This is a genomic window from Coleofasciculus sp. FACHB-542 (assembly GCF_014695825.1).
Classification (GTDB): domain Bacteria; phylum Cyanobacteriota; class Cyanobacteriia; order Cyanobacteriales; family FACHB-T130; genus FACHB-T130.
Map to the genome: position 1 here is coordinate 43,981 of NZ_JACJPB010000031.1, position 23,111 is coordinate 67,091.

Here is a 23,111-nt window from a genome sequence, read left to right on the forward strand (position 1 = left end):
CGGGAAACGATGACCTATTACCGATTCTCCACTACCCATTACGTATCCAACTCTTTCTAGAGGAGATTCATGCAAGGTTCAACGATTGACCCAGCGAAAACTGCCCTCAACTATCACCACAACTCAGAAGCGACTGTGGAAGCCCACGGCGTAGAACATCATGATTTCCGCATCCAGGGGCTGATTGTGTTTCTGATTGCGGAAGGCATGATCTTTGTCGGCTTATTTACCGCCTATCTCGCCTTTCGCGCTGTGGCACCCAGTTGGCCCCCGGAAGGAACGCCAAAGTTAGAGCTATTACTGCCCGGAATCAACACACTGATTCTGATTTCTAGCAGTTTCGTGATCCACAATGCAGATACTGCCATCAAAAAGAACGATGTGGCAGGTTTAAGGAGTTGGTTTGCCGCAACTGCCTTAATGGGAGCGATTTTCCTGGGGGGTCAGGTTTACGAGTATACCCATTTGGAATTTGGCCTCAGCACTAACTTGTTTGCCAGCACGTTTTATGTTCTGACTGGTTTCCACGGTCTCCACGTTCTTTTAGGACTAGGGGCGATGATTGCCGTTTTGTGGCGCAGTTTAAAACCCGGTCACTACAGCAGCGAACACCACTTTGGCGTTGAAGCCGCAGAGATTTATTGGCATTTCGTCGATATTGTGTGGATTATTTTGTTCACCATCCTCTATCTGATTTGAATCTTTGTTTTTGCTTTTTTGACAAAGCTTGCCCCCAATTGGGGGCTTTTTTATGAGGAAAAGTTACTCTACTGATTGGAGGCGGGAAGGAGTCCTAAAATTTTAGATTTGGGGTTTGGGATTTTGAGTTGAAAATCTTAGACAGTCAGCGACTTTCCCGATTGAAAATCATGCAACTGTTCCGCAAATTGGTATGAATCGATGGACGCAGATGAACTACTGAGGAAATATGTAGAGGGCGAAAGAGATTTTTGTCTAGCCGACCTAAGTGGAGCTGACCTGAGTGGGGTAAATCTCAGTCAGGCGGATTTTAGTGGAGCCAACTTAAAAAAAGCTACCTTGAGTCGAGCGATTCTGAGCCGATGCACCCTAGCCGCAACCCACATGGAGGAAGCTGACTTGTGTGAGGCAGACTTGCGTAGAGCCGATTTGAGTGGAGCTGAAATGTTTGGAGCCTTCTTAATTGCAGCCAACCTGAGTTTAGCCGACTTGATTGGCACCGACTTGACGAAAGCCAATTTGAGTTTAACCGACTTGATTGGAGCTGACTTGATTGGAACTGACTTGAGTGAAGCTAACTTGAGTTTAGCCGACCTGCGGGGAGCTGACCTGAGTGGAGCTAATCTGAATGAGGCTAATCTGAGCGCATCCCATCTCTATGAAGCTGACTTGAGCGAGGCCAACTTGGAGGGAACGAACTTCCGTAGAGCGCTCTACAACGAACAAACTAAGTTTCCCGAAGAGTTTGATCCAAAACTAGCAGGAGCATTGTTGATTGCCCCGAATGTATTGCTGGCAGGGCTAGACCTGAGTAGAGCGAACCTTCCTGGGGTTAATCTGCGTGGAGCTAACTTGAGCGGTACTAACTTGAGCAAGGCAGATATGGTTTGGGTAGATTTGAGTGGAGCCAATTTGAGTGGAGCTAATTTGAGTGGAGCCAATTTGAGTGGAGCCAATTTGAGTGGAGCCGACCTCAGCGAAGCTAATTTGAGTGGAGCCATCATGCCGGATGGCAGCCTTCACGACTAGGTCAGCTCAAACAGTGAGAGATTAGACAAGACTCGTAGGGCGAATCTCTAAAGGATTTATGCTGTTAGCGATCGCTCCATTGTTTCTCAAACTGGGCATAAGCTTGATTAATTGCCTGCATTTGAGCTTGGGCATTGGTAGAAGGATTAACATCAGGGTGATACTGCCTTCCCAAACGTCGGTAAGCACGCTTAACATCATCAGCATCAGCGTTCCTTTCCACGCCTAAAACTTCCCACCATTCCCCAGATGGCACTGCGTCAAGTGTAGATTCACTCACGCCAAAGCATTTTTGCCAAATTTTCAGTGTGTTCTTCTCACCGCCACTCACCAGCGTCTGTCCATCGAAACTGAAAGCAACAGGATGACGCCCAGGCAGAGTATCCAGCAGTTCTCCATCTAGGTTCCAAAGTTTGATAGTACCGTCTCGGCTGCCACTGGCGAGGGTTTTTCCATCAGGGTTAATAGCGATAGAAACAACCCCAGATGAATGTCCTGTAAGAGTGCGAAGCAATTCTCCAGTCTGGAAATTCCACAACTTAATTGTCGCGTCTCCACTCCCACTCGCTAGAGTCTTTCCATCCGGGCTGAAGGCGACAGAAGTAACCCAGCCTGAATGTCCGATAAGGATGCGATGCTGTTGTCCACCGCTCAAATTCCAAAGCCTGATAGTTTGATCGGCACTTCCACTAGCAAGAATTTGGCTATCAGGACTAATCGCAACAGACAAAACCGCGTCAGAATGTCCATTAAGAGTGCTTCTTAGTTTTCCCGTATAGGCACCCCAAAGCCTAATCGTTTTATCAGCGCTTCCACTCGCAATAATTTTTCCGTCAGGGCTGAAGGAAACTGAGTAAACAAAGCCCGAATGACTGTAAGAGGAGTTTAAATAAAAGAAGGTGCGGAGAAATTCTTTTTTAGGCAGATTCCAGGTAGTAATTTTTTGGTCAAAACTGCCACTGGCAATCGTTTGACCATCTGGGCTAATTGCCACTGAAGAAACTTCCTGTCCTTGCCCAAAGAAGTTAAAAATCTGTTTTCCAGTCTTCAGGTTCCACAGGGTAACGATTCTATCATCACTGCCACTAGCAATCGTCCGATCATCGGAGCTGATGGCAATAGAATTGACTGAGGCTGAATGCTCTTTTAGGGTGTGTATGCATTTCCAGCCTTGAGGTGTCTGAGACTCAATTTTTGTCAATCCTGGTGCCATCTTAGGCTGAGAAGATTCCGGTTGAGGTAACGGTGTTTGATGAGTAGAAATTTTAGGCGTTACAGAGGGATTTAAACTTGGGTGAAATGTAGAAAATTTGGATGAAATATTTTTATAAGGTGCAGAATAATTTAGATTTAAAACAGTCTTCGCTGGTATTTTTGCTTTTAGCGCCTTCAACTCGTCTTCAATTTCTATAGGGGCAAATTTTTCCTCTAAAACATCACCTGCTAGCTTCTTATCTAGCGCTGCTAATTCTAGCTCTAGAAGAGCATTAGTATAAGCTTCTTGCCATGATACTTTCTCTTCCATCCGCTCGAAAGCTTGATATGCGGTTTCCCCGCTTCCAGAGCTGTCAATCAGCTTCAATAAACCGTAAACTCCCAACCCAAAAACTGCACCTGTTGCCGCAAAAGAACCCATACCAATTCCAACCGCTGTTCCCTTGAAAGCTAATCCCATGCCGCCAAAAACAGAGGAAAAACCTGCGCCGCCTACTGCACCAATTCCCATCGAACCTAAAGCGAAAGCATCTCCTTCTCCTATCGCTTTGAATGCTCCATAAGCAGCAGCACCAGCAACCGCGCCCGCTGCTGTAACGGGTGCCATGCCAATTCCAACTGCTCCGAATCCTCCGACTAATCCCATCCCACCAACTGCTGCGGAAACTCCAGCACCCGCCGCCGCGCCTCCGGTAACAAATGCAGCACCTGAGATAACATCATCTTGTTTATGGGTTTGAAACATTGCTTTTTTTGCTAGATGGCTGGGATAATTTGGCAACTGGAAGTTTCTTTATATACCTAGCACAAGCAAGTTTAGCCTTAAATCGTATTTTTACTTAATTTTAAATTTGTTTACAACAAATCCAATTAGTATTTGTTGCTATCTGAAATTATTTGTGAAGGCAAAAACAGTGTATTGAACCGCAAAGATACAAAGAACACGTTGGCCTTCGCGTAGCGGCGCGGATGTGCTTAGCCTGTGCGTTAGCGAAGCGGCTCTGAAAGAGCTAGCGCTTAGGAAGAGACAAAGAGGAACTGATTGGTTCACAAAGGAAATAGATTGCTATAGTCTCAATTTCATTGACGTTATGTTTTTAGTGAATAGCACATGAAAAGCGCCTCACTTTTTTCATCGACATATAATGATGTTAGATAGTCTTGAGTTATAAGCCTTATCAAAAAATGCAGTGTGAATTGTGTGAAAGAGAAGTGGAGCGGTTGACCGTCCATCACTTGATTCCAAGGCAGAAAACGAAACGGAAAAATGAAGATCCAGGACCGACTGCAAAGATATGTTCTGCCTGCCATCGGCAAATACATAATTTATTTGACAATACGCGATTAGCCCAGGAACTTAATTCTTTGGATAGGCTGAAGGATGAGCCGCAAATGGAGAAGTTTTTGTCTTGGGTGAAGAAGCAAGACCCGAATAAGCGGGTTAGAGTGCATCGGGGAAACAATTAAAGATTAAAAAACTAATTTTTAATTGTTTAGGGGTTTTGCGATCGCTTCAATAACTCCTCTGCATTAGAAGCCCACTGGGTATTCCCTTGGGCAGTGTAAAGCTGTTTGGCATATTGCAAAACTTGCTGGGCGTCACTGTAACGACCTTGGCGAAGGAAGACTAACCCAGCAGCGTAGTAGGCATTGGGGTAGTTAGAATTAGCCTCTGCTGCCTTGCGAAAGGCGGCGAGAGCTTCGTCTAAATTCCCCTGATTCATCAGGATGGAACCGAGATTATAGTGGGCTTCTGGATATTTAGGGCTGATTTTAATGGCTTGCTGGAATGCCTTTTTTGCTTCGTTCAGGTTGTTTTGTTGTAGATAAGCAAGTCCCAGATGATAGGCAGGTTCTGGTGCGTTGGGACTCAACTGCATCGCTTGTTTAAAAGACGCGATCGCTCGTTCCTCATCTCCCTGCTGTTCCCTTACCAAACCTAGATTGTAATGAGCAACTCCCAACTGTGGGTTGAGTTCCAGTGCCCGTGACAAATAATCACCCGCCTGCTGCAAGTTGTTTCCCTCAAGCAGCGCTGCACCCAAATTGGCATAGGCGAGAGCAAAGTTAGGATCGGCTTGAACTGCTTGGTAAAAGGCATCCGCTGCTGGCTGCAATTGCCCCACCTGACGCAAAGCCAGCCCCAAGTTGTAATGCGCGGGTGCCAGTTTGGGGTCGAGTTTGGCGGCTTGTCGAAAAGAGGCGATCGCTTCTTGTGTTTTTGCTTGACCGATTAGCTGGAGTCCCTGATTCATCAAGTCCACCGCCGATTGAGCTTGAGCAATTTGTACCGGCGTCGCGGGTGTCCCAGCCACCGCTGGCGTCATCCTCCCACCCAGTAACAGTATTAACCCTCCAGCTATCCATCTCATCTGCTGGTACGTTCTCATTCTCCGTGTCACCTCTTTACAATTGTTACGTTTGTCGCCCACCCATTCAGATTTTCTTCTAACAAATTTGCGGTTATTTGTTGCATATATTCATAAAATTTATAGCTAATTAATACTGATTCATTCAACTTAAGTTTTTGCTGGGTTTGCTTTAAAAGAAATTGCAATTTCTCAGTCATTGCCCCTAGAACGCGCTAACCTCACATTCAGGGATACAAAATTCCATCTAACTGTTAACAGCGATCGCCATCGGCACGGGAGGGCAAAAATTCTCCGGAAGCTGCCAATGGCATCAATCCCGTATACCCATGCGATCGCTCACATCTCTACATCTTTTTTATTTTGTTGGGGGTGAATCATGAACGAAAAAGTCATGTCCGGGGTACGCAATGTTGCAATTGTTGGCCCCTATTTAAGTGGCAAAACTACGTTACTGGAAAGTTTGCTTTTCGTCACGGGTGCGATTTCCCGCAAAGGTCACACTTCAGACGGTAACACGGTGGGAGATAGTTCCCAAGAGGCACGCGAGCGCCACATGAGCGTGGAAGTATCAACTGCCAGCACCGAGTACGACACTGTCCGCTTCACCTTTGTCGATTGTCCCGGATCGGTTGAATTTGCTCAAGAAACCTACAATGCTCTAATTGGCGTCGATGCAGCAATTGTCGTGTGCGAACCCGTGAGCGATCGCGTCATGACTCTCGCGCCGCTATTTAAATTCCTCGACGACTGGGAAATTCCGCACCTAGTCTTCATCAACAAAATGGATCGGGCGAACAACAACTTCATGGACGTGCTGCACGCGCTAAAAACGGTCTCCAGTCGCCCCGTGATCCCACACCAGTATCCCATTGGTCAAGGCGAACAGCTCAGTGGCTTTATCGACCTGGTGAGCGAACAAGCTTATCACTACCATCCTGGTGCCGCCGCCGACCCGGTGCCGATGCCAGATAACCTCAAAGAGCAGGAACAAGCCGCCCGTGCCGAAATGCTGGAGGAATTGGCAAATTTTGACGACCACCTGCTAGAAGAACTGCTAGAAGAAATTAACCCGCCCCAAGAAGAAATTCTCCAAGACTTGAAGATGGAGTTAGGGGCAGATTTAATCGTGCCTGTATTCCTGGGCGTTGCCGAGCAAGATTACGGAGTGCGACCGTTGCTGGAAGCGTTGTTGCGAGAAGCACCCGATCCATCCACCACTGCCGAACGTCGGGGAATCGTTCTCCATGCCGATGCCCCCCTCGCACAAGCGATTAAAACCTATTACACTCCTCAAGGCGGGAAAATCTCCCTGGTGCGGGTGTGGCAGGGCACGTTGACTGATGGAATTGTCCTCAATGGCGTTCGGACTGGTGGCTTGTATCGTCTGATGGGTCAGCAACAACAGCCGCTGACTTCAGCCGAAGCCGGTGAGATTGTTGTCTTGGGACGCTTAGAGGGAATTAAAACAGGCGATACCTTGACCGCTTCCGGCGACCCACTGGCGACCGAACTCCCCAAAGCCGAGCAAATGGCACCCGTTTTTGCTTTAGCGATTACGCCCGAAAAACGCAACGATGAAGTTAAACTCAGCAGCGCCATCACAAAGCTGCTAGAAGAAGACCCCTCCCTAGCTTGGGAACAACATGGAGACACCCACGAAGTCATTCTTTGGGGTCAAGGTGAAATTCATCTGCAAGTTGCCCTCGACCGACTGCGGCGCAAGTACAACCTGCCAATGACGACTCACCTGCCCCGCGTTCCCTACAAAGAAACCATCCGCAAACCCGCATCCTCGATTCACGGGCGCTACAAGCACCAAAGTGGCGGTCACGGACAGTTTGGCGATGTTTATCTGGATATCAAGCCGCTGTCGCGTGGCGAAGGCGTTAACTTCAGTCAAACAATTGTCGGTGGCGTCGTACCGAGACAATATATCCCTGGCGTTGAGACGGGTGTTCGGGAGTATTTGGTACATGGCCCCTTGGGCTTCCCTGTGGTCGATGTAGCGGTGACGCTGACGAATGGTTCTTACCACTCGGTTGATAGTTCCGAACAAGCGTTTAAACAGGCAGCCCGGATTGCGATGCAGGAAGGAATGCCCAAGTGCGAACCAACGCTCCTAGAACCGATTACCGCAATTCAGGCGTGTGCCCCAGCCGAATTTACCTCTAAGGTTCTTCAGCTAGTCAGCGGACGTCGGGGACAAATTCTCGGCTACGAAGGAAAGTCGGATTGGCCCGGTTGGGATTGCATTTCTGCTTACTTACCCCAAGCAGAGATGCACAATTTTATTGTGGAATTGCGATCGCTTACAATGGGCGTCGGCTTCTTTCACTGGAAGTACGACCATCTCCAAGAAGTTCCAGACAAGCTGGTTGAACGCGCGATCGCAACTTCTGGAAACGGCAACGGCGCACATTAACTAGAAAAGTTATGAGTTTTGAATTTTGAATGAATTGCTCATCATTCAAAACTCATCACTAAGCTACTCTTCAAGGCGTTTTTTGCAAATCTTCACCGAATGACTGCTACACAAATCTGGTATATTGTCAAGCGCCAAGAAGGAAAATGCGAAATCCTCTCCAGCGAACAAGTCGAAGGAGAGGATAAATCAGCTTTTGTGGAACGATGGGGACCATTTGATTCTCAAGCGGAAGCGATCGCTCGTCGCGTCGGCTTAATTCGCGCTGGAAAGTGCCAACCCCAATAAGTTATGAGTTTTGAGTTTGGAATTTTAACTCAAAACTCATAACTCAAAACTATTTCTGCGCCTGGTTCCCTCGCTGGGCGGCAATCCTCTGATTCAGCACTTCCAGCGCTTTAGCGTATTGAGGATCGTCAGCACTGCCGATTTTATTGCGATCGGCTTGCAATGCCTTGCGCTGCTCTTCCGTCATTTCCAGCACCACATCCGGCTTGATCCCCGCCTGATTAATATCGCGCCCGTTGGGAGTGAAATACTTAGCGATCGTCACCGCTAGTCCCGAACCATCCCCCAGCCCCCGCACCGATTGCACCAAGCCTTTACCAAAGGTTTTTGTCCCTACCAAAACAGCTCGCTTGTTATCCTGCAACGCCCCAGAGAGGATTTCACTAGCACTCGCCGAGCCGCCATCTACCAACACCACCAACGGTTTATCTGTGAGGGCGCGATTATTCGCTTTCTCTCGCTCCCTTTCGCCCTGACGATCCACCGTTGAGACAATTGTGCCGTCTTTTAACCACATCTGGGCAATTTCAATACTGGCGTAGAGTAATCCACCTGGATTAGAACGCAGATCCAGAATGTAGCCATTTACCTTCTGCCGTTCTAAACCCTTAATCGCATCTGCCATTTCCTTAGCAGCATTGGCGCTAAACTGATTCAGGCGAATGTAGCCTATCTCACCCGTAGGACTGTTCTGCTTGCTAGAGCGCACCGGATGGATTTCAATCCGCGCTCGTTTCAGAGGAAATACTAATTCCTTTTCGCCCCGCTGAATGGTCAAGGTTACTTGCGTTCCTGGTTGTCCTCGGATCAGGCGCACAGCATCATTGACATCCATGCCCTCGGTACTCTTGCCATCAATTTTAGTGATAGTGTCCTTTGCCAGAACACCAGCCTTAGACGCTGGTGTATCTTCAATTGGCGCAATAACCGTTAGCTTTTTCGATTTCTCATCTTGAGCGAGTTGAATGCCAACGCCAGTTAATTCCCCAGAAGTATCAATCTGCATGCTCTTGAACTCTTCCGGGTCCATGAAGCGGGTGTAGGGATCGTTCAGCTTTTTCAGCATCTCCCGGATCGCCTCATAGGCTTCCTTCTTGCTGGGGTAAGACCGATTCAGGTAGTCTTTACGAACTGACCGCCAATTGACTTTATTAAAGGTACCATCTACGTAACTGCGGTCAATAATCTGCCATACTTCATCTACAAGTTCCTTGGGACTTTCACGAAAAAAAGCCTGACCTTGAGACAGATGAATACCAGCGCCCGTAACAGCAACAGTCGATAAAACCAGTGCTGTCGCACCGAGAACGAGCCCGCGTTTTGTAATTACCATGATCCTTTCTGAGCCGGGGGGAAACTACTGCCAAGGAATTACGCTAACTCTAGCACAGGCCATATATGGAAGCCGGAGAGCGCAATTATTTATCCAGCTGCACTAAGTGCAAGTCCGGAAGTAGAGAGTTTTGAGTTTTGAGCTGTAAAAACGCGATTTCTCGCGATTGAGTTTTAAATTAATGCTTTCCTCAACACTTATTATTTTGTGAGTTTTGAATTAACTTTTGTCTCGACACTCACCACTCAGCACTTACTTAAGGATCGACCCAACGTCCATCTGCCTTAATTAAATTAATCAACTCTTCAACTCCTTGAGACTCTGGCACTTTTTTGATTTCTTCTCTGCCACGATACAGAGAGATGTAACCGGGCTGTTTACCAACATAACCATAGTCGGCATCCGCCATTTCTCCGGGACCATTGACAATACATCCCATGACTGCTACGTCCAGACCTGTAAGATGTTTGGTGGCTTCCCGCACTTCGTGCAGCACTTCTTCTAGATTAAACAATGTCCGCCCACATGAGGGGCAGGCGACATATTCCACCATCGTTTTCCGCAATCCCAGAGCTTGCAGAATGCTGTAGCAAACGGGAATCTCTTTTTCCGGTGCTTCAGTGATTGAGACTCGAATCGTATCGCCAATCCCATCAGCAAGCAGAGGCGCAATGCCTGCGGTAGACTTAATCCGTCCGTATTCGCCATCACCCGCTTCCGTGACGCCCAAATGCAAGGGATAATCCATGCCTAGCGCATCCATCCGCTGTGCCATCAGACGATAAGCGGCTAACATCACGGGCACCCGCGAGGCTTTCAGAGAAATTACCAGGTTCCGGAAGTCGAGAGATTCACAAATTTTGATAAATTCTAGGGCAGATTCCACCATCCCTTCGGGGGTGTCGCCGTAGGAAAACAGCATTCTTTCAGCAAGAGAACCGTGATTTACCCCGATTCGCATTGCCTTACCCTGATCTCGCAAGGAAACTACCAGGGGTTCTAAAGTTTCGCGGATTTTTTCGCCAATTTCATCAAATTCAGCTTGGGTATATTCCGTTCTATCCGCTTTTGGCTTTTCAAATACATACAACCCTGGATTAATCCGCACCTTATCAACGTGCTTGGCAACTTCCAAGGCAATCTTCATGCCGTTGTGATGCACATCAGCGACCAGGGGCACTGGTTGATAGGTTTGAGCTAATTTATGCTTGATTTCCGCTAAAGCTTTGGCATGACCGATACTTGGCACGGTAACGCGGACAATTTCGCAGCCAATCTCGTGCAGGCGGCGAATTCCGGCAACCGACCCATCAATATCAAGGGTGTCTTCATTAATCATCGACTGCACTACCACTGGGTAGTTGCCGCCAATCGTGACATTTCCCACCTTGACGGGACGAGTTTTGCGCCGCTTGATAGTGGTTTCAAAGGAGGGTTGACTGGAAGATGCACTGGTAGTGCTTGGATTGGGCAGGGTTTGCATAACCTTTTGTTTAATTTTGGCTTTCCTCTCTGTTTCTCAGATTGCCACAGAAAGGAGCAAATTTGGCTAAGTCCGTTTTTATCTGTTTATATCTGTTTAGTAGTAAGGAGAGATATTGTCAGCAGCAAGCCAACCGTTTTGACAGTCTCTATATCAGTGCTAAAATATACAACTTATATCCGTCTTTATATTGAATAGGAAAACCAAGACTTATATAAGCAAATGATGCAATTCTTTGGCATTCTGCATTCCTAATCATGAACCAAAAGGAGTGTTTAAAGTGTCTGGTTTACTCAGCATTGAAATTTATTTTTGCTTATTCACAAAAAGGAATCGGCTCAAGCTTGAGCCGATTCCTTTTTGTTGCGAAACTACGGGCATTGGGTACCAAGCTAGATACTTTGTAGGGCTTAAACTGAATTTGCCCACTTGTTCGCCCACTCTAAGGTGTGATGAACTTGTTTCAGCGTTGGCGCTTCGCAGTACAACCGCAAAACGGGTTCGGTTCCGCTGAAGCGAATCATCAACCAACTATCATCGGCTAACCGGAACTTATAACCATCAATCGTTAGGCAATCAATTACCGACCGACCGGCAATCTCAGTTAAGGGTGTATTTTGTAATTGTTCTAGCAGGCGCGATCGCACTTCCATACTCGCTAATGGTAGGTCAATGCGGTCGTAGGCAGAATGAAAGCCAGTTTTCTCCTGCAAGCGCTGGTAAAGATCGCTGAGATCCATTCCTGATTGCGCGATCGCTTCTAGCAGATACAGCGCTGACAACAGCCCATCCCGTTCTGGAATATGATTGCCGTAGCCAATCCCTCCCGACTCTTCACCACCGACTAACACCTGAGTCGTTAGCATCCGGTCGGCGATGTACTTGTATCCAATAGGCGTCTCATATACTGGCAGATTGTACAGGGAGGCAACGCGGGGAAACAAGTCGGAACCACTCACTGTTTTAACGACTTCGCCCGTCAATCCCCGCCGAGATGCCATATGTTCGATCAAAATTGGGATGAGGATTTGGGAACTGAGGAAATTTCCCTGTCCATCGACAGCCGCAATGCGATCGCTATCTCCATCAAATACAAACCCCACTGCCAACCCATCACCGCTGCGGCGTCGGTGAGTCCGCATCTGCCGAAACATCTGGGAAAGGTAACGCGGCAAAGGTTCCGGTGCACTGCCACCAAATAAAGGATCGCGGGAACTATTAATTTCCTGGATTGGCGTTTGCAGCAGTTGTTCTAGTCCTGTCGCAGCAGCACCGTGCATCACATCAGCAAAGACAGCAAGCTTATGTTGGGCGATCGCATCCTGAATGCAAGTAATATCCACTTTCGCCCGTAGCGCTTCGCAGTAATTGGGCCACGGGTCGAACATCTCCAAGCTTCCCGCCATCGTCGAGTCAGGTGACGATTCCTTCTCTAACAACGCTTCAATCTGCTGAGTAATTTCCGGGGGTACCGATCCTCCAAATGCACCCTTGACTTTTAACCCTAAATATGATCCGGGATTGTGACTAGCGGTTATCACCAAAGCTCCCAAAGCTCTCCGTTGATAAGCCGCCCAGCTGAATGCCGGTGTGGGGGCATAACTACTGCTCAGCAGCACCTCAAATCCGGCTGCTTGCACGACTTGGGCCGCTTTACGGGCGAACGTTTCCGCCATAAAGCGCCGGTCATAACCCACAATAATTGTGCGGCTACCCGTCGTCTCGCCATAGACATTTGCCAGGACTTGTGCCGCCAACGGTGCTACCAAAGCCACCCGCTCAAACGTAAAGTCTGCGGCGATGATGCCTCGCCAGCCATCTGTACCAAACTTAATCGGATTAACAGCAACCGGCATAAATTAAGCAGGGGGTTAGTGTTCAGAGATTGCATTAATAACTGGAGGATCTTAGCATCTGTTGTACTCTATAGCCCAATAAAGATTGACAACTTCACACGCCTAGAGCCACGCCAGTGAAAGAGTTTTGCCTTCAACCGTGTAACTTCAACCAGGCTGAGGTGGGTGAGTTTCTGACTCCAGTGGTAGAGGGTGTGAAGAATTGGGCGATTCTGCGGCTGAGAGCTTTTCCAACAGCGATCGCACCTTCATGCGCTCAATATAAGGCCAGCCGCCTTCTTCTTCCATATCCTTCAGCAGGGCATATAGAGCCTGACGATTATCCGGTAAAGACGCTTGAAACACAGTATCTCGAATCTCACGATGCCAACTTTCTAACGCCCGCAGCAACGCCAACAGAGCCAGAGTATCCCCCTGGCAAGTCTGTGCCAAAGCGCGAACAGAAGTAGCGATCGCTTGCAGTTCCGGCTTCAAAAGCCCCAATTCTAAATTCTGATCGCTGTTCACGCCATCCCCTTTACTCCGTTTGATCAACTCAACTTTAACCGAGTCTTTCACTGACTGGAATGGTCAATTTACACTGAGCTTCAGGATAAAGGCAACACAAAGCCTTGTAAAATTCACTGTAGAGATTCTGAGCCGAACCATTCCGAGCCTGATTAAGAATTTCACTTTTGTCTGTTGTAACTTAAGCCCAATATCAGATTCTACTGGTAGGGATTCCTAGATTAAATATTTGAGGTTGACCATGAGGTATCGCGCTTTCATTGTTGCCTTCCTAGCTTTGTGCTTGGGAGTATTAACTGCTTGTAGTGAAGGTCCAGCAGCTGCGACCAGTGTTCCCACTCCACTCACTTACGACCAAATTCGAGGTACCGGGCTTGCGAATAACTGCCCGCAACTGTCAGAAACGACACGCGGTGCCATTCCCATTCAGCCTGGACAGTCGTATGCTTTGACGAATCTGTGCCTACAGCCAACCAGCTTCTTTGTCAAAGAAGAATCTACAAACAAACGTCAATCCGCCCAATTCGTTCAGGGTAAGTTGTTGACCCGGTTTACTTCTAGCATCGACCAGGTGCTGGGTAAATTGCAAGTTGATCAAGATCGTCGTTTGACCTTTATTGAACAGGATGGTCTCGACTTCCAAGCTATTACCGTCCAGCTACCGGGTGGTGAGCGAGTACCCTTTCTATTCACGATCAAAAATCTGGTTGCCAAAAGCCAGCCAGGAATGGACAGTATTAACACCTCGACTGACTTTGAAGGCGAATTTAACGTTCCCTCCTATCGGGGAGCAGCTTTCCTCGATCCCAAGGGTCGCGGTGTTGTCACTGGTTATGACAATGCAGTAGCACTCCCCAGTCAAGCCGATCAGGAAGCACTGACACGTGCCAATGTGAAGCGTGCTGAAACCCTTAAGGGCGAAATTTCTCTCCAAGTCGCTAAAGTGGATAACGCCACAGGTGAAATTGCCGGTACATTTGAGAGCGAACAGCCATCCGATACCGATCTGGGCGCTGGTGAAGCTAAGGAAGTGAAAATTCGCGGCATTTTCTATGCTCGGATTTCACCAGACCAGGCTTAAATCTGCTCGTTAGCACCGAGCCACGCTGCTTGGCTTTGCTTGCAGGTGAAGAAAAGGGGTTTGGAACCCCTTTTTTCTTTTCCTTAGCAAGGTCAGCATCTGCTGTTTAATCCTTCTGCCTACACTCCGCAATCATGTGAGTGATTCCCACAAGAGAGTTTCTCGGTGAAAATGCTGTTGTAATTGACCAGGTTCAGAGAATAAACTGAATTTTGAAGCGAGGAAAAGAAAGCAACTTATCGCAATTTGGGGAAAAGGCTACATTCCTGGGCGTTTCCCCAACTGCATTTGTTCGCTTTCCGGCTTAAAGTTTTGTTATCGCAACCTATGTTTAGTATCACAGCACCCACTTCAAAAACAGAATATAACTGAAACAAACGTTTTTAACCGGGCCACTCTACCAACTGAACTTCGTATATGTATAGCACTGCCACTCCTGAACTGAAGCATGAAAGCTTACGGCTGTTGCGAGAGTACCAGCAAAATCGTTTAGATACTGTTCGCAATCAGCTGGTAAAACTGAATTTTGGATTGGTGAGAAAAGAAGCACATCACTGGACTAATCAGTGTACAGAAAGTTACGAAGACTTGCTTCAAGTCGGCTGTTTAGGTTTAATTCGAGCAATTGAGCGCTTTGACTTGTCCAAGGGTCACGCCTTCAGTTCCTTTGCTATCCCCTACATTCGCGGAGAAATTCAGCACTATTTACGGGATAAAGGCGGCTCATTCCGCATTCCTCGGCGTTGGGAAGCACTGCACTATCAGGCAGTTTCTTTGACGCGGTATTTCCAGCAGAAGTACAACCGACCTCCTACCGATCCAGAGGTGGCAGCAAAGCTAGAAATTTCACAGGCAGAATGGCAGGAAATCAAGTTGGCCTTTCAAAACCGCGAACTTGTAAGCTTAGATGTACCCCTAGGGGATGGTTCGGAAGGTGAAACTTGCTTAGGTGAAATCGTCCCAGACCCGCAATATCGGAGTTTTCAGTTAGCGCAAGAAGACCAGCTTCGCCTACAACAAGCTTTAGTTCAGCTAGAAAAGCGAACCCGCGAAATCTTGGAATTTGTTTTCTTACACGACTTAACGCAAAAAGAAGTTGCAGAACGCTTAGATATCAGTGTTGTGACCGTTTCTCGGCGGGTAAAAAAGGGACTGGATGCACTGAAAAAGTCAATGGTAGGGATTGACGATTGATTCTTCCAACAACCGGAAACTGAGATTCCCGATTCTTTGAAGATAAGGAACACAAAAGCGATGGATCGATCTCTGTCCAGTAAACTGAATATATAGATGGGTGTTTTTGCACACATTTAATAAAATAAATTATCCGCATATATTTAGAACTGTTGAAAGCAAACAGGGAATTTCTATGGGCGGATGCAGGTAAAGCTCTGGGAGACTGGTCATGCGTCAACATTCATGGATTGCGTTGTTGGGAATACTTGCTGTGTTAGCGGGTGGATGTTCACAGGGAGAGGATACGGCTGTAGCTCCTAGCCCTAGCATTGTTCCAGTTCCCGCTCCGTCTGCTGTACCAACTGCTTCACCAATAGCCCCGCAAACTCCTGTAGGCAAGTCAACTTTTCCCAATCCGACGGTTGCCCAAAAACCGGCAAGCGTTCCTGGGCTTTCTGGCTTGATTCCATCTACGAACTCTGATGTGCGGCTGCGAGAAATTCAGAAAGGGCGGCAAGATCCGTTTGCACTTGTTCCCCTGAAACCAATTGTGGAAGTGACACCAAACGAGACGGGTTCGGGTTCGCCTCCCCCTCCGTTTCCGGCTCCTGGTGTAGCTCCTCCTCAGGGTTTGACTCCTGGGCGTCGAGTGATTCCCGTACCGCCACCCCTGCCCCCTGTCAGACCTTCCAGAACCGCTGGAGGCGGAGGGAATGCTGGCAGTCGGGGGAACGCAGGCGGCAGGACGACGATACGCCCCACTACCACTCCAGGTGCTAGAAATGGGAATGGGGCGACTGCGGGTAGGAGAAACGCTACATCTCCAGGGAACAGAAACGGTATAACTCCAGGTAGCCGGATTGCTACGGCTCCTCGGATTCCGGCTCCCGCGCCACTTCTACCCAAACTGCCACCGCTACCAGAACCAAACTTGGCAAGAAGTGTAGAAGTCACAGGAGTGGTTCAGGTGGGGGGTGAACCTCAGGCAATTGTGAGGGTACCAAACGAGCCAAGTCGCTACGTCGGAGTGGGACAGCGCTTATCTAATGGGCAGGTGCTAGTCAAGCGGATTGAAGTCAATAATGGTGCCAGTCCGGTAGTGATTCTGGAGCAATACGGCAGAGAAGTTGCCAGACGGGTTGGGGAAAAACCAGTGGCAACGCCCGATCAACCCGGTACACCGACGGCTGTTGCTCCTGCGAAGGAGCCAGGAATCAATGGCTCTCCTCAAGCTTAAACAAGTACCACGATTCAGTTGTTGTAGGAGTTGAAAGGTGCAGACTGCTGGAGGAGAACGCCTGCGGTATGAAATTCGCTTCCCTGGATTACCCTTAGCGGTATATCGGGAAATTGCTGCTCATTTGCGTCAGGTGGGAGGGGTAGACACAGGTTTGGTTCCCCAGCCTTCGGGGCAATCGTTCGACTATTATCAAAGCCAAATTGGCGGCTTGTGGATTCAGTATGCAGAAGATGCTGATTCATTGAGTCGCCAATGGGTCACGCAGATTTTGGACTACTATAGTCAGCGCTATTGCCCTTGGGAGGAAAACCAATAATTTTTGGATTTTAGATGGGATTGAATCTAAAATCTTCAGTGTCATGAAGTTTTCGCCATTGCAATGACCTAACCCCGAATCCCCGAAGGGGGTAAAGTTAAAATCCTGGGGGTGAAAAACTCATGACACTCACTAAAATCTAAAGTCTAAACAATGGGAAGCATTCAAGCGATACGGGGAACGCGGGATATTCTGCCCGAAGAGATCGGTTACTGGCAATGGGTAGAATCGATCGCACGGGATATTCTAAGCAGAGCGGCTTATCAAGAAATTCGCACCCCGATTTTTGAGCTGACGACGCTATTTGAGCGCGGGATTGGCGAAACCACAGATGTGGTAGGGAAGGAAATGTATACCTTCAAGAGTCGGGGGGACAATCCCTATTCCATGACCCTGAGACCGGAGGGAACGGCTGGGGTTGTGCGCTCTTATATTGAACACGCTCTTGATGTCAAAAGTGGGATTCAGCGCCTCTGGTATTTGGGGCCGATGTTTCGTTACGAAGCTCCCCAGAAGGGACGACAGCGGCAATTTCACCAGCTGGGTGTAGAGGTGTTGGGGACTGCCGATTCGAGGGCAGATGCAGAGGTGATCGCGATCGCAACCGATATTCTGCAAACCCTCGGTCTAAAAAATCTCCGCATGGATATTAACTCAGTAGGAAATCCTGAAGATCGACAGCGTTACCGGCAAGCACTGGTAGATTACCTGATTCCCTACAAAGAAGAGTTGGACTCGGATTCGCAGGTACGGCTGAGTCGCAATCCATTACGGATACTGGATAGTAAGGATCGGCGGACGCAAGAAATTGTTCAAGATGCTCCCAGTATCTTGGATTATCTGAGTTCAGATTCTTGTCGCTATTTTGAGCAAATCCAAGCACGTCTGGCTGATTTGGGGATTGCCTACCAACTCAATCCGCGTCTGGTGCGCGGTCTGGATTACTACACTCATATTGCCTTTGAAATTATCTCAGACGACCTAGGAGCGCAAGCAACTGTCTGTGGTGGGGGACGCTACGATGGGCTGGTAGCAGAACTAGGGGGACCCAAGACACCAGCCGTGGGTTGGGCAATGGGCTTAGAACGCTTGATCATCTTGCTGCAACAGCTGCAAGAGGCACCCGTCCCGGCGTTGGATTTTTACGTTGTTTCCAGAGGCGAGAAAGCAGAATCTCAAGCTTTACAATTAGCTCAAAAATTACGTCAAGCTGGGTTTAGCGTGGATCTAGACCTGAGTGGAAGTGCTTTTAAAAAGCAGTTCGCTAGGGCTGACCGTAGCGGTGCAGTTGCTTGCTTGGTTTTGGGAGAAGAGGAAGCAGAGAACCGAACTGTCAAGCTGAAGTGGATGGCATCGAAAGAGCAGAGTGCGATCGCTCAAAGTGAATTATTAGGAACGATTGAGGAACTGCGGCAGCAGATTAAAGTAAAAAGGTAACAAGAATATGAAGTATGAAGTGTGAAGTTTGGCGTGTAATAATACGTCACACTGTCTTTCAGCCGCGCCTCTAATAACTTCATCCTTTATACTTCATCCTTTATGCTTGCTGCTTGCCTCCTATGGAATACTGGCAATTTCTAATACAACAAGAGGGTGATTCTTCCTGGCTCTCCCTAGAGACGCCAAGTGTGGAAATCCAAGAAGGTCGGTATCGGGTGGTTGCTCACTCCAGCCGTCCCAACACCGAGGTGGAAATTCGCATCACCTATGACAGCACTGAGGAAGTTCCCCCCAAGCGGCGGTTTCAGAAGCGATCGCGCCGCACCAACGCCGAAGGCTTGATGGTGGTCATTCCCTTCACCTATCTCAAGTCGGGGCGCTGGGAGTTGCGTTGCTCTGGCGATATCATGTCAGATTTCCTCGGCAACACTTGGCAGCAGGCAATTCAATTCCAGGTTTTTCCAACCACCCCGGCAGATGCAGATGTCGATTTAGTTGGACACATGCGACCCGTTTGGAGTGCCCAGGTAGGTGTCGCTACCGAAACCGTCCAAGAATCATCCGCAGGTTCTGCCGCTGACCGCCCCGTTAACTCTGCCCCGACAACCACTGAAACGCTCACCGCCGACGTTGACCTTCCGAATCCAGTGCCTCCTTCCCCAGAGGACGAATCAGTGACAGAGGCGATGACTAATGCTGGCTGGGAAGAAGACGATGATGAGGCAGTCAATGAATTATTCCTCTCTTTCGGGGCATCGGAGGCACAAAGATGGGAGACGGCACTCAACCGCACCCCTCCAAAGGCGGCAGTGCCCGTCAGCCGCCTCGTAGAACACTCGCTACAAATGGTGGACGAAATCTTACAGGAAGTCGTCGATCCCGTCTGGCAAGCGTTTGAGCCGACATCTACGGCTCGTGGAGCTATCCCGCAGAGTGAGTTTTCCCGCGATTCCTTAACGTCTCCCCCTGTCAGTAACTCGTCGGAGCTTTCCTTTGCTGCCGCCGGAAGAAGTTACTCAGCAGAAACTGAGCCACCTGAAATTGATGAAGCACCGATCCGACTGACCCTCGATCGGGAGACGCTGGTCGTGCGTCGAGGAGAGCTGATTGCCTTCAGCGGACAAGTAGAGATCCTAGACAGTTTTAGGGATTTGCATCTTTTGCCGCCAGACGTACTGCGAATTGAAATGCGCGATCCGCAAAACTCACAAATCTTGGTAGATGTCCAGCAGCTGATACCCGAACAGGTGCCGAGTTTTTCTTTTAGCTGTAATTTAGAGCTGCCCGAAAATTGCCAAACCCGTTTGATTTTAGGAGAAGTCACGTTAATCGATGCGGCTGAGACAGTCTTGGTGACTCACGCCTTTACCGTGACAGCCGATTTGGAAGACTTGCTCGATGCGATCGCTCACGATAAACAGCACGCAAATTTATTGAACCCGCCATTAGATTCTCTTTTGGGAGAGACACCCCCGATCGATTCATCTTTCCTCGATCTGGTGGAAACGGCAAAAGATACTCCGCTGCTGCACTTAGAACCTTTACCTAATAAACCCCTACCGGAGCAGATTGCTAAATCCGATCCTGCCATTGCAGCGCTTAAACCCCCGGAACTTCCAGCAATTGCTTCCGATACTGAGGCAACAGGGAACGGGGAGGCAACCGATAGCGATGAGCCTGAGGACATTCTCGCTTTGGGCGATCGCAATACATCAGTGACTTCTGAACCCCCGCCGGTGGTATCCCTCCCCCCGCAACTTTATCGACCCGATCCTGCCAATCCAGTTAATCGATCGCTTAAACTTCCGGTGATTTCTGATGCGATGCCTGCAACCGAGCGCATCGAGAATGGCGACACATCCGCTGCGAAAGAGGAAGATTTATCTTCTGCACTAAATCCTCCCCAACATGTTGATGCCGCCCCTCCTGAGGGGGCTGCGCCTGATGTAGAGCAGTTATTTGATAATTTATTGAATCACTTAGCTCAGACTTGGCAGCGTCCAGAGGAATCCGATGGAACAGATGCCAGCGCTGATGCCGATACAGATTTGCATAGTCAGCAGGACGTAGGTGTTGAAGATGCTTCTGATATCGAGGGAGCAGAACACTCCGCTGAACACTCCGCCGAACAAAGAGAAGCGCATCTCTCCGCTGACTCTCAAGCATCGCCCTTAGATACGGCTTTTGCGACCCTGAAGCTGCAAGATCGTTTTTTGTCCCGGTTGAACGACCTGGCAACGGATGAGGAATCTTCAGCATGGCTGCAACCGGAAGAGGTATTTGCAACGGAGGAGGAATCTACCGAGGAAGCAGAGCCTTCAGCAGATCTGACCGAGGGCAGCGAAGACGCTGACGTTGCGGATGATGACGTTGCGGATGGTGACGCTGCGGATGGCACCGAAGCAACTGCCGCCGAGCCGCAGGGGGAAACTGATGACCGTTTGCCACCAATGCCGACAGACTGGGAACTTGTAGCACTATTGCTTGACCAACAACCTCCCCTCCCAGAGTTGGAGGAAGAATTGGGTGAAGATGGCGGTATTGCCAGCGATGCAACGAACAATTCCCAAGAGGTGGGAGCCGCCTCTGGTCAACTGCCAGCAACTCCGCAGAACCCGGTTGAGATGGCTAAGAATGTTTTATCGATGGCAGAGTCTGCGGTTAACTGGACAGAGCGAGAAATTGTGGTAGACGATGATCCTTCTGAACTCCCTCCCAGCACCAGTGGGCGAGGCGGGTATGGCTCGCGAGAAGCTTCCTCAAGGGGGGTACAACCAGGGCGATCGCGTTTTGCCAATGCGGGGCGGGGGGTTCCCCCAGAACCGCAGCCATCGTCGCTGGACGAGGAACCCGTGCCAGAGCCTGAGCTAGTTTTACCCGAAGGCGAACTGATTGCCGGACAACCGTTGGCTGTCCGCCTGACGTTGCGATCTGAGTCCCCCCGGCTCTATGTCAAGCTGTGGGTGCATGACCGCCAAACGCGATCGCTGCTGGATGGCCCGCGGTGGCTAGTCGATTTTATCCCTACTGGTTTAGAATCCCTAGAGGCAACGACTCAACTAACTGTGCCATTTGGGAGCGTAGAAATCCGTTTTGAAGCTGTCGCGGTTGATACTTATACCCAACGAGAGAGCCATAAAGTAACTGTTGACCGTATAGTTATTCCCCCCGATTTGCCCAACTGGTCGCTAGATGAGTTTGCGGATTAGGCGCTTGTTAAAAATTTTTATGATTCGGTTTTTGGCTACCAATTCACTGTAAATTCAATTACGAAAGCTGTTTCATTAAAATAGGAAATTTAAAGATGGGAGCTTCATTCTTACCCTCAATCCTAGTGCCGCTAACTGGCTTGATCTTCCCGGCTGTCGCGATGGCCTTCTTGTTTCTTTACATTGAACACGAAGATCCCACGGGAATTTAACTTTAGCTGGGCATTAGTTGGGCAATGGAAAAAACCGCCTGTTCTAGTCAGAGAGGCGGTTTTTTTTGATGATTTGATGAGAGTTCTCTCAAATCTAGTTGATTACCCAGCTTTTCTCTACAAAGAGGAGCCTAGACCAGCGTAGGCACCATAGAAGAAAACACCTAGCACAGCGATCGCGCCCAGACCAGCGACGGTAGCTACAATCCACAACGGGATTCTTCCACTTCCAGACACAGCTTTTCCCTCCTAATTAAACTTAAAAATGATGCAGTCAAGCCCAGTTAGTTAAAGAAATAACTGGAAAACAGGATACCAAGGACAAAAACCAGTAGCAAGCCCAAGTAAAGAGAAGTACGGTTTAACTCAACTGGTTGATTATTGGGATTTGGACTCCGTTCTGGCATGATTAGGTTTCTCCTATCGTTGAATAAATTGCATAGAAGCGATCGCGCCCAAGAAAAAGATTGTTGGGACAGCCAGCGTATGAACCGCTAGCCATCTAACGGTAAAAATGGGATATGAAACTGGCTGATTGGGCGTATTAGTAGTCATGTTTTGCCACCTCTTTTAAACGACTTACTTGTTGACACTCCCAATTCTTTTGATAGAAATGGGACTTTTTGTACCGTAACGGGAAAGCTTTTCCTGCAAAAAGGGCTTCGTAAACCTATATTGAGCCTACTGACCCTTTGAAGTCTCCTCCAACAAGCTAGAGGTGATTCTTTTTCCAAACACTTCCGTATACCTACGGTACTTCACTACCGATGTATCAAACTGGATTCCCGTTCGCTCTTTAGAGCCGAATTGATGCGGTACTTTTAATCCCTTTTTTGCATCAAATCCAGCCAAAATTGCCCCGGCAATCCTAACACAAATAGGTGCTTTTATTTTCACACCCAGCGATGTCTAGAGACTGCCCGCTTATTTTATAAAATCCTCGATTTGTTGCTTGGATTCAAAGCGATCTTGAACAATCGGCACTTCCTGCCGAGTTTGGGTGTAATACTCGTTGGGGCGGGGTGTCCCAAAGGCATCGTATGCAAGACCTGTGCTAACAAATAGCCAGCCTGCAATAAATAATGCAGGGATGGTGATGCTGTGAATTACCCAGTAACGAACGCTTGTAATAATGTCCGAAAATGGACGCTCTCCAGTTGTACCAGCCATTCAGATTCCTCCTCTGACAACAATTAAAAGCTAACTTAATTATGATACGAAACTCGGTAGAGA

The 23,111-nt window shown here is 48.6% G+C and carries 22 protein-coding genes; 12 read left to right on the forward strand and 10 right to left on the reverse strand.

Going from position 1 to position 23,111, the window contains the following annotated elements:
• Positions 1 to 69: 69 nt before the first annotated feature.
• Positions 70 to 699 carry a heme-copper oxidase subunit III gene (locus H6F52_RS10615; protein ID WP_190534433.1) on the forward strand — a complete coding sequence of 210 codons (630 nt, stop codon included), beginning with the start codon at positions 70 to 72 and terminating at the stop codon, positions 697 to 699.
• A gap of 201 nt (positions 700 to 900) precedes the next feature.
• Positions 901 to 1,728 carry a pentapeptide repeat-containing protein gene (locus H6F52_RS10620; protein ID WP_190410979.1) on the forward strand — a complete coding sequence of 276 codons (828 nt, stop codon included), beginning with the start codon at positions 901 to 903 and terminating at the stop codon, positions 1,726 to 1,728.
• Between the two features lie 64 nt (positions 1,729 to 1,792).
• On the opposite strand, the gene H6F52_RS10625 is transcribed toward H6F52_RS10620, so the two are convergent.
• On the reverse strand, positions 1,793 to 3,688 hold the full coding sequence (locus H6F52_RS10625; protein ID WP_190534435.1) for a DnaJ domain-containing protein: 1,896 nt from the start codon (positions 3,686 to 3,688) through the stop codon (positions 1,793 to 1,795).
• A gap of 440 nt (positions 3,689 to 4,128) precedes the next feature.
• Between H6F52_RS10625 and H6F52_RS10630 the strand changes: the two genes are divergently transcribed.
• Positions 4,129 to 4,410: an HNH endonuclease gene (locus tag H6F52_RS10630; protein WP_190435063.1), complete on the forward strand. Its 282-nt coding sequence runs from the start codon at positions 4,129 to 4,131 to the stop codon at positions 4,408 to 4,410.
• 26 nt (positions 4,411 to 4,436) lie between these two features.
• On the opposite strand, the gene H6F52_RS10635 is transcribed toward H6F52_RS10630, so the two are convergent.
• Positions 4,437 to 5,315 carry a tetratricopeptide repeat protein gene (locus tag H6F52_RS10635; RefSeq protein WP_347276205.1) on the reverse strand — a complete coding sequence of 293 codons (879 nt, stop codon included), beginning with the start codon at positions 5,313 to 5,315 and terminating at the stop codon, positions 4,437 to 4,439.
• 376 nt (positions 5,316 to 5,691) lie between these two features.
• Here H6F52_RS10635 and H6F52_RS10640 point away from each other — a divergent pair, with 376 nt between their 5' ends.
• Together H6F52_RS10640 and H6F52_RS10645 are read left to right on the forward strand one after the other, a co-directional pair.
• Positions 5,692 to 7,737 (forward strand): elongation factor G, encoded by a 2,046-nt coding sequence (locus H6F52_RS10640; RefSeq protein ID WP_190534439.1) that lies wholly within the window; start codon positions 5,692 to 5,694, stop codon positions 7,735 to 7,737.
• Between the two features lie 99 nt (positions 7,738 to 7,836).
• Positions 7,837 to 8,025, forward strand: a complete 189-nt coding sequence (locus H6F52_RS10645) for a DDE transposase family protein (RefSeq protein WP_190430219.1) — start codon at positions 7,837 to 7,839, stop codon at positions 8,023 to 8,025.
• Between the two features lie 49 nt (positions 8,026 to 8,074).
• Here the strand turns inward: H6F52_RS10645 and ctpC are convergent, their stop codons facing one another.
• From ctpC to H6F52_RS10665, 4 genes are all read right to left on the reverse strand, one after another.
• Positions 8,075 to 9,358, reverse strand: coding sequence for a carboxyl-terminal processing protease CtpC (gene ctpC / locus H6F52_RS10650; RefSeq protein WP_190410985.1), 1,284 nt, complete (start codon positions 9,356 to 9,358; stop codon positions 8,075 to 8,077).
• 256 nt (positions 9,359 to 9,614) lie between these two features.
• Positions 9,615 to 10,841 carry a (E)-4-hydroxy-3-methylbut-2-enyl-diphosphate synthase gene (gene ispG, locus H6F52_RS10655; protein ID WP_190534442.1) on the reverse strand — a complete coding sequence of 409 codons (1,227 nt, stop codon included), beginning with the start codon at positions 10,839 to 10,841 and terminating at the stop codon, positions 9,615 to 9,617.
• A 410-nt stretch (positions 10,842 to 11,251) separates the two neighbouring features.
• Complete coding sequence (locus H6F52_RS10660) at positions 11,252 to 12,697, reverse strand: phosphoglucomutase/phosphomannomutase family protein (RefSeq protein ID WP_190534445.1); 1,446 nt, start codon at positions 12,695 to 12,697, stop codon at positions 11,252 to 11,254.
• 147 nt (positions 12,698 to 12,844) lie between these two features.
• Complete coding sequence (locus H6F52_RS10665) at positions 12,845 to 13,204, reverse strand: hypothetical protein (RefSeq protein ID WP_190411053.1); 360 nt, start codon at positions 13,202 to 13,204, stop codon at positions 12,845 to 12,847.
• Between the two features lie 241 nt (positions 13,205 to 13,445).
• On the opposite strand from H6F52_RS10665, the gene H6F52_RS10670 reads away from it, so the two are divergent.
• The 7 genes from H6F52_RS10670 to psaI all read left to right on the forward strand — a co-directional run bounded on the left by H6F52_RS10670 (position 13,446) and on the right by psaI (position 21,878).
• Complete coding sequence (locus H6F52_RS10670; RefSeq protein ID WP_190410988.1) at positions 13,446 to 14,285, forward strand: photosystem II manganese-stabilizing polypeptide; 840 nt, start codon at positions 13,446 to 13,448, stop codon at positions 14,283 to 14,285.
• Positions 14,286 to 14,702: 417 nt separating this feature from the next.
• Complete coding sequence (locus tag H6F52_RS10675) at positions 14,703 to 15,479, forward strand: RNA polymerase sigma factor SigF (protein ID WP_190534447.1); 777 nt, start codon at positions 14,703 to 14,705, stop codon at positions 15,477 to 15,479.
• 211 nt (positions 15,480 to 15,690) lie between these two features.
• The gene (locus tag H6F52_RS10680) at positions 15,691 to 16,698 is read left to right on the forward strand and encodes a hypothetical protein (protein WP_190534449.1); all 1,008 of its coding nucleotides are present in this window, start codon (positions 15,691 to 15,693) and stop codon (positions 16,696 to 16,698) included.
• Between the two features lie 37 nt (positions 16,699 to 16,735).
• The gene (locus H6F52_RS10685; protein ID WP_190534452.1) at positions 16,736 to 17,017 is read left to right on the forward strand and encodes a hypothetical protein; all 282 of its coding nucleotides are present in this window, start codon (positions 16,736 to 16,738) and stop codon (positions 17,015 to 17,017) included.
• 153 nt (positions 17,018 to 17,170) lie between these two features.
• A complete protein-coding gene (hisS, locus tag H6F52_RS10690; RefSeq protein ID WP_190534455.1) occupies positions 17,171 to 18,454 on the forward strand; it encodes a histidine--tRNA ligase in 1,284 nt (427 codons plus the stop codon).
• 122 nt (positions 18,455 to 18,576) lie between these two features.
• On the forward strand, positions 18,577 to 21,666 hold the full coding sequence (locus H6F52_RS25225; protein WP_199300510.1) for a hypothetical protein: 3,090 nt from the start codon (positions 18,577 to 18,579) through the stop codon (positions 21,664 to 21,666).
• 95 nt (positions 21,667 to 21,761) lie between these two features.
• The gene (psaI, locus tag H6F52_RS10700; protein WP_190410993.1) at positions 21,762 to 21,878 is read left to right on the forward strand and encodes a photosystem I reaction center subunit VIII; all 117 of its coding nucleotides are present in this window, start codon (positions 21,762 to 21,764) and stop codon (positions 21,876 to 21,878) included.
• 117 nt (positions 21,879 to 21,995) lie between these two features.
• Here psaI and H6F52_RS10705 read toward each other — a convergent pair whose 3' ends face one another.
• The 4 genes from H6F52_RS10705 to psbE all read right to left on the reverse strand — a co-directional run bounded on the left by H6F52_RS10705 (position 21,996) and on the right by psbE (position 23,048).
• The gene (locus H6F52_RS10705) at positions 21,996 to 22,115 is read right to left on the reverse strand and encodes a photosystem II reaction center protein J (protein WP_190410994.1); all 120 of its coding nucleotides are present in this window, start codon (positions 22,113 to 22,115) and stop codon (positions 21,996 to 21,998) included.
• A gap of 47 nt (positions 22,116 to 22,162) precedes the next feature.
• Positions 22,163 to 22,285, reverse strand: a complete 123-nt coding sequence (locus tag H6F52_RS10710; RefSeq protein WP_190410995.1) for a photosystem II reaction center protein L — start codon at positions 22,283 to 22,285, stop codon at positions 22,163 to 22,165.
• A 13-nt stretch (positions 22,286 to 22,298) separates the two neighbouring features.
• A complete protein-coding gene (gene psbF / locus H6F52_RS10715) occupies positions 22,299 to 22,433 on the reverse strand; it encodes a cytochrome b559 subunit beta (protein WP_190410996.1) in 135 nt (44 codons plus the stop codon).
• A gap of 369 nt (positions 22,434 to 22,802) precedes the next feature.
• Positions 22,803 to 23,048: a cytochrome b559 subunit alpha gene (psbE, locus tag H6F52_RS10720; RefSeq protein ID WP_190410997.1), complete on the reverse strand. Its 246-nt coding sequence runs from the start codon at positions 23,046 to 23,048 to the stop codon at positions 22,803 to 22,805.
• Between the last annotated feature and the right edge of the window lie 63 nt (positions 23,049 to 23,111).

What these genes read in the sequence shown, in the direction of transcription:
- H6F52_RS10620 (WP_190410979.1), top strand. Translation starts at nt 901, where the DNA reads ATGGACGCAGATGAACTACTGAGGAAATATGTAGAGGGCGAAAGAGAT.
- H6F52_RS10635 (WP_347276205.1), bottom strand. Translation starts at nt 5,315, where the DNA reads ATGAGATGGATAGCTGGAGGGTTAATACTGTTACTGGGTGGGAGGATG.
- H6F52_RS10645 (WP_190430219.1), top strand. Translation starts at nt 7,837, where the DNA reads ATGACTGCTACACAAATCTGGTATATTGTCAAGCGCCAAGAAGGAAAA.
- H6F52_RS10680 (WP_190534449.1), top strand. Translation starts at nt 15,691, where the DNA reads ATGCGTCAACATTCATGGATTGCGTTGTTGGGAATACTTGCTGTGTTA.
- H6F52_RS10630 (WP_190435063.1), top strand. Translation starts at nt 4,129, where the DNA reads ATGCAGTGTGAATTGTGTGAAAGAGAAGTGGAGCGGTTGACCGTCCAT.
- psbE (WP_190410997.1), bottom strand. Translation starts at nt 23,048, where the DNA reads ATGGCTGGTACAACTGGAGAGCGTCCATTTTCGGACATTATTACAAGC.
- H6F52_RS10670 (WP_190410988.1), top strand. Translation starts at nt 13,446, where the DNA reads ATGAGGTATCGCGCTTTCATTGTTGCCTTCCTAGCTTTGTGCTTGGGA.
- psaI (WP_190410993.1), top strand. Translation starts at nt 21,762, where the DNA reads ATGGGAGCTTCATTCTTACCCTCAATCCTAGTGCCGCTAACTGGCTTG.
- H6F52_RS10640 (WP_190534439.1), top strand. Translation starts at nt 5,692, where the DNA reads ATGAACGAAAAAGTCATGTCCGGGGTACGCAATGTTGCAATTGTTGGC.
- psbF (WP_190410996.1), bottom strand. Translation starts at nt 22,433, where the DNA reads ATGACTACTAATACGCCCAATCAGCCAGTTTCATATCCCATTTTTACC.
- H6F52_RS10660 (WP_190534445.1), bottom strand. Translation starts at nt 12,697, where the DNA reads ATGCCGGTTGCTGTTAATCCGATTAAGTTTGGTACAGATGGCTGGCGA.
- hisS (WP_190534455.1), top strand. Translation starts at nt 17,171, where the DNA reads ATGGGAAGCATTCAAGCGATACGGGGAACGCGGGATATTCTGCCCGAA.
- H6F52_RS10675 (WP_190534447.1), top strand. Translation starts at nt 14,703, where the DNA reads ATGTATAGCACTGCCACTCCTGAACTGAAGCATGAAAGCTTACGGCTG.
- ispG (WP_190534442.1), bottom strand. Translation starts at nt 10,841, where the DNA reads ATGCAAACCCTGCCCAATCCAAGCACTACCAGTGCATCTTCCAGTCAA.
- H6F52_RS10625 (WP_190534435.1), bottom strand. Translation starts at nt 3,688, where the DNA reads ATGTTTCAAACCCATAAACAAGATGATGTTATCTCAGGTGCTGCATTT.
- H6F52_RS10710 (WP_190410995.1), bottom strand. Translation starts at nt 22,285, where the DNA reads ATGCCAGAACGGAGTCCAAATCCCAATAATCAACCAGTTGAGTTAAAC.
- H6F52_RS25225 (WP_199300510.1), top strand. Translation starts at nt 18,577, where the DNA reads ATGGAATACTGGCAATTTCTAATACAACAAGAGGGTGATTCTTCCTGG.
- H6F52_RS10615 (WP_190534433.1), top strand. Translation starts at nt 70, where the DNA reads ATGCAAGGTTCAACGATTGACCCAGCGAAAACTGCCCTCAACTATCAC.
- ctpC (WP_190410985.1), bottom strand. Translation starts at nt 9,358, where the DNA reads ATGGTAATTACAAAACGCGGGCTCGTTCTCGGTGCGACAGCACTGGTT.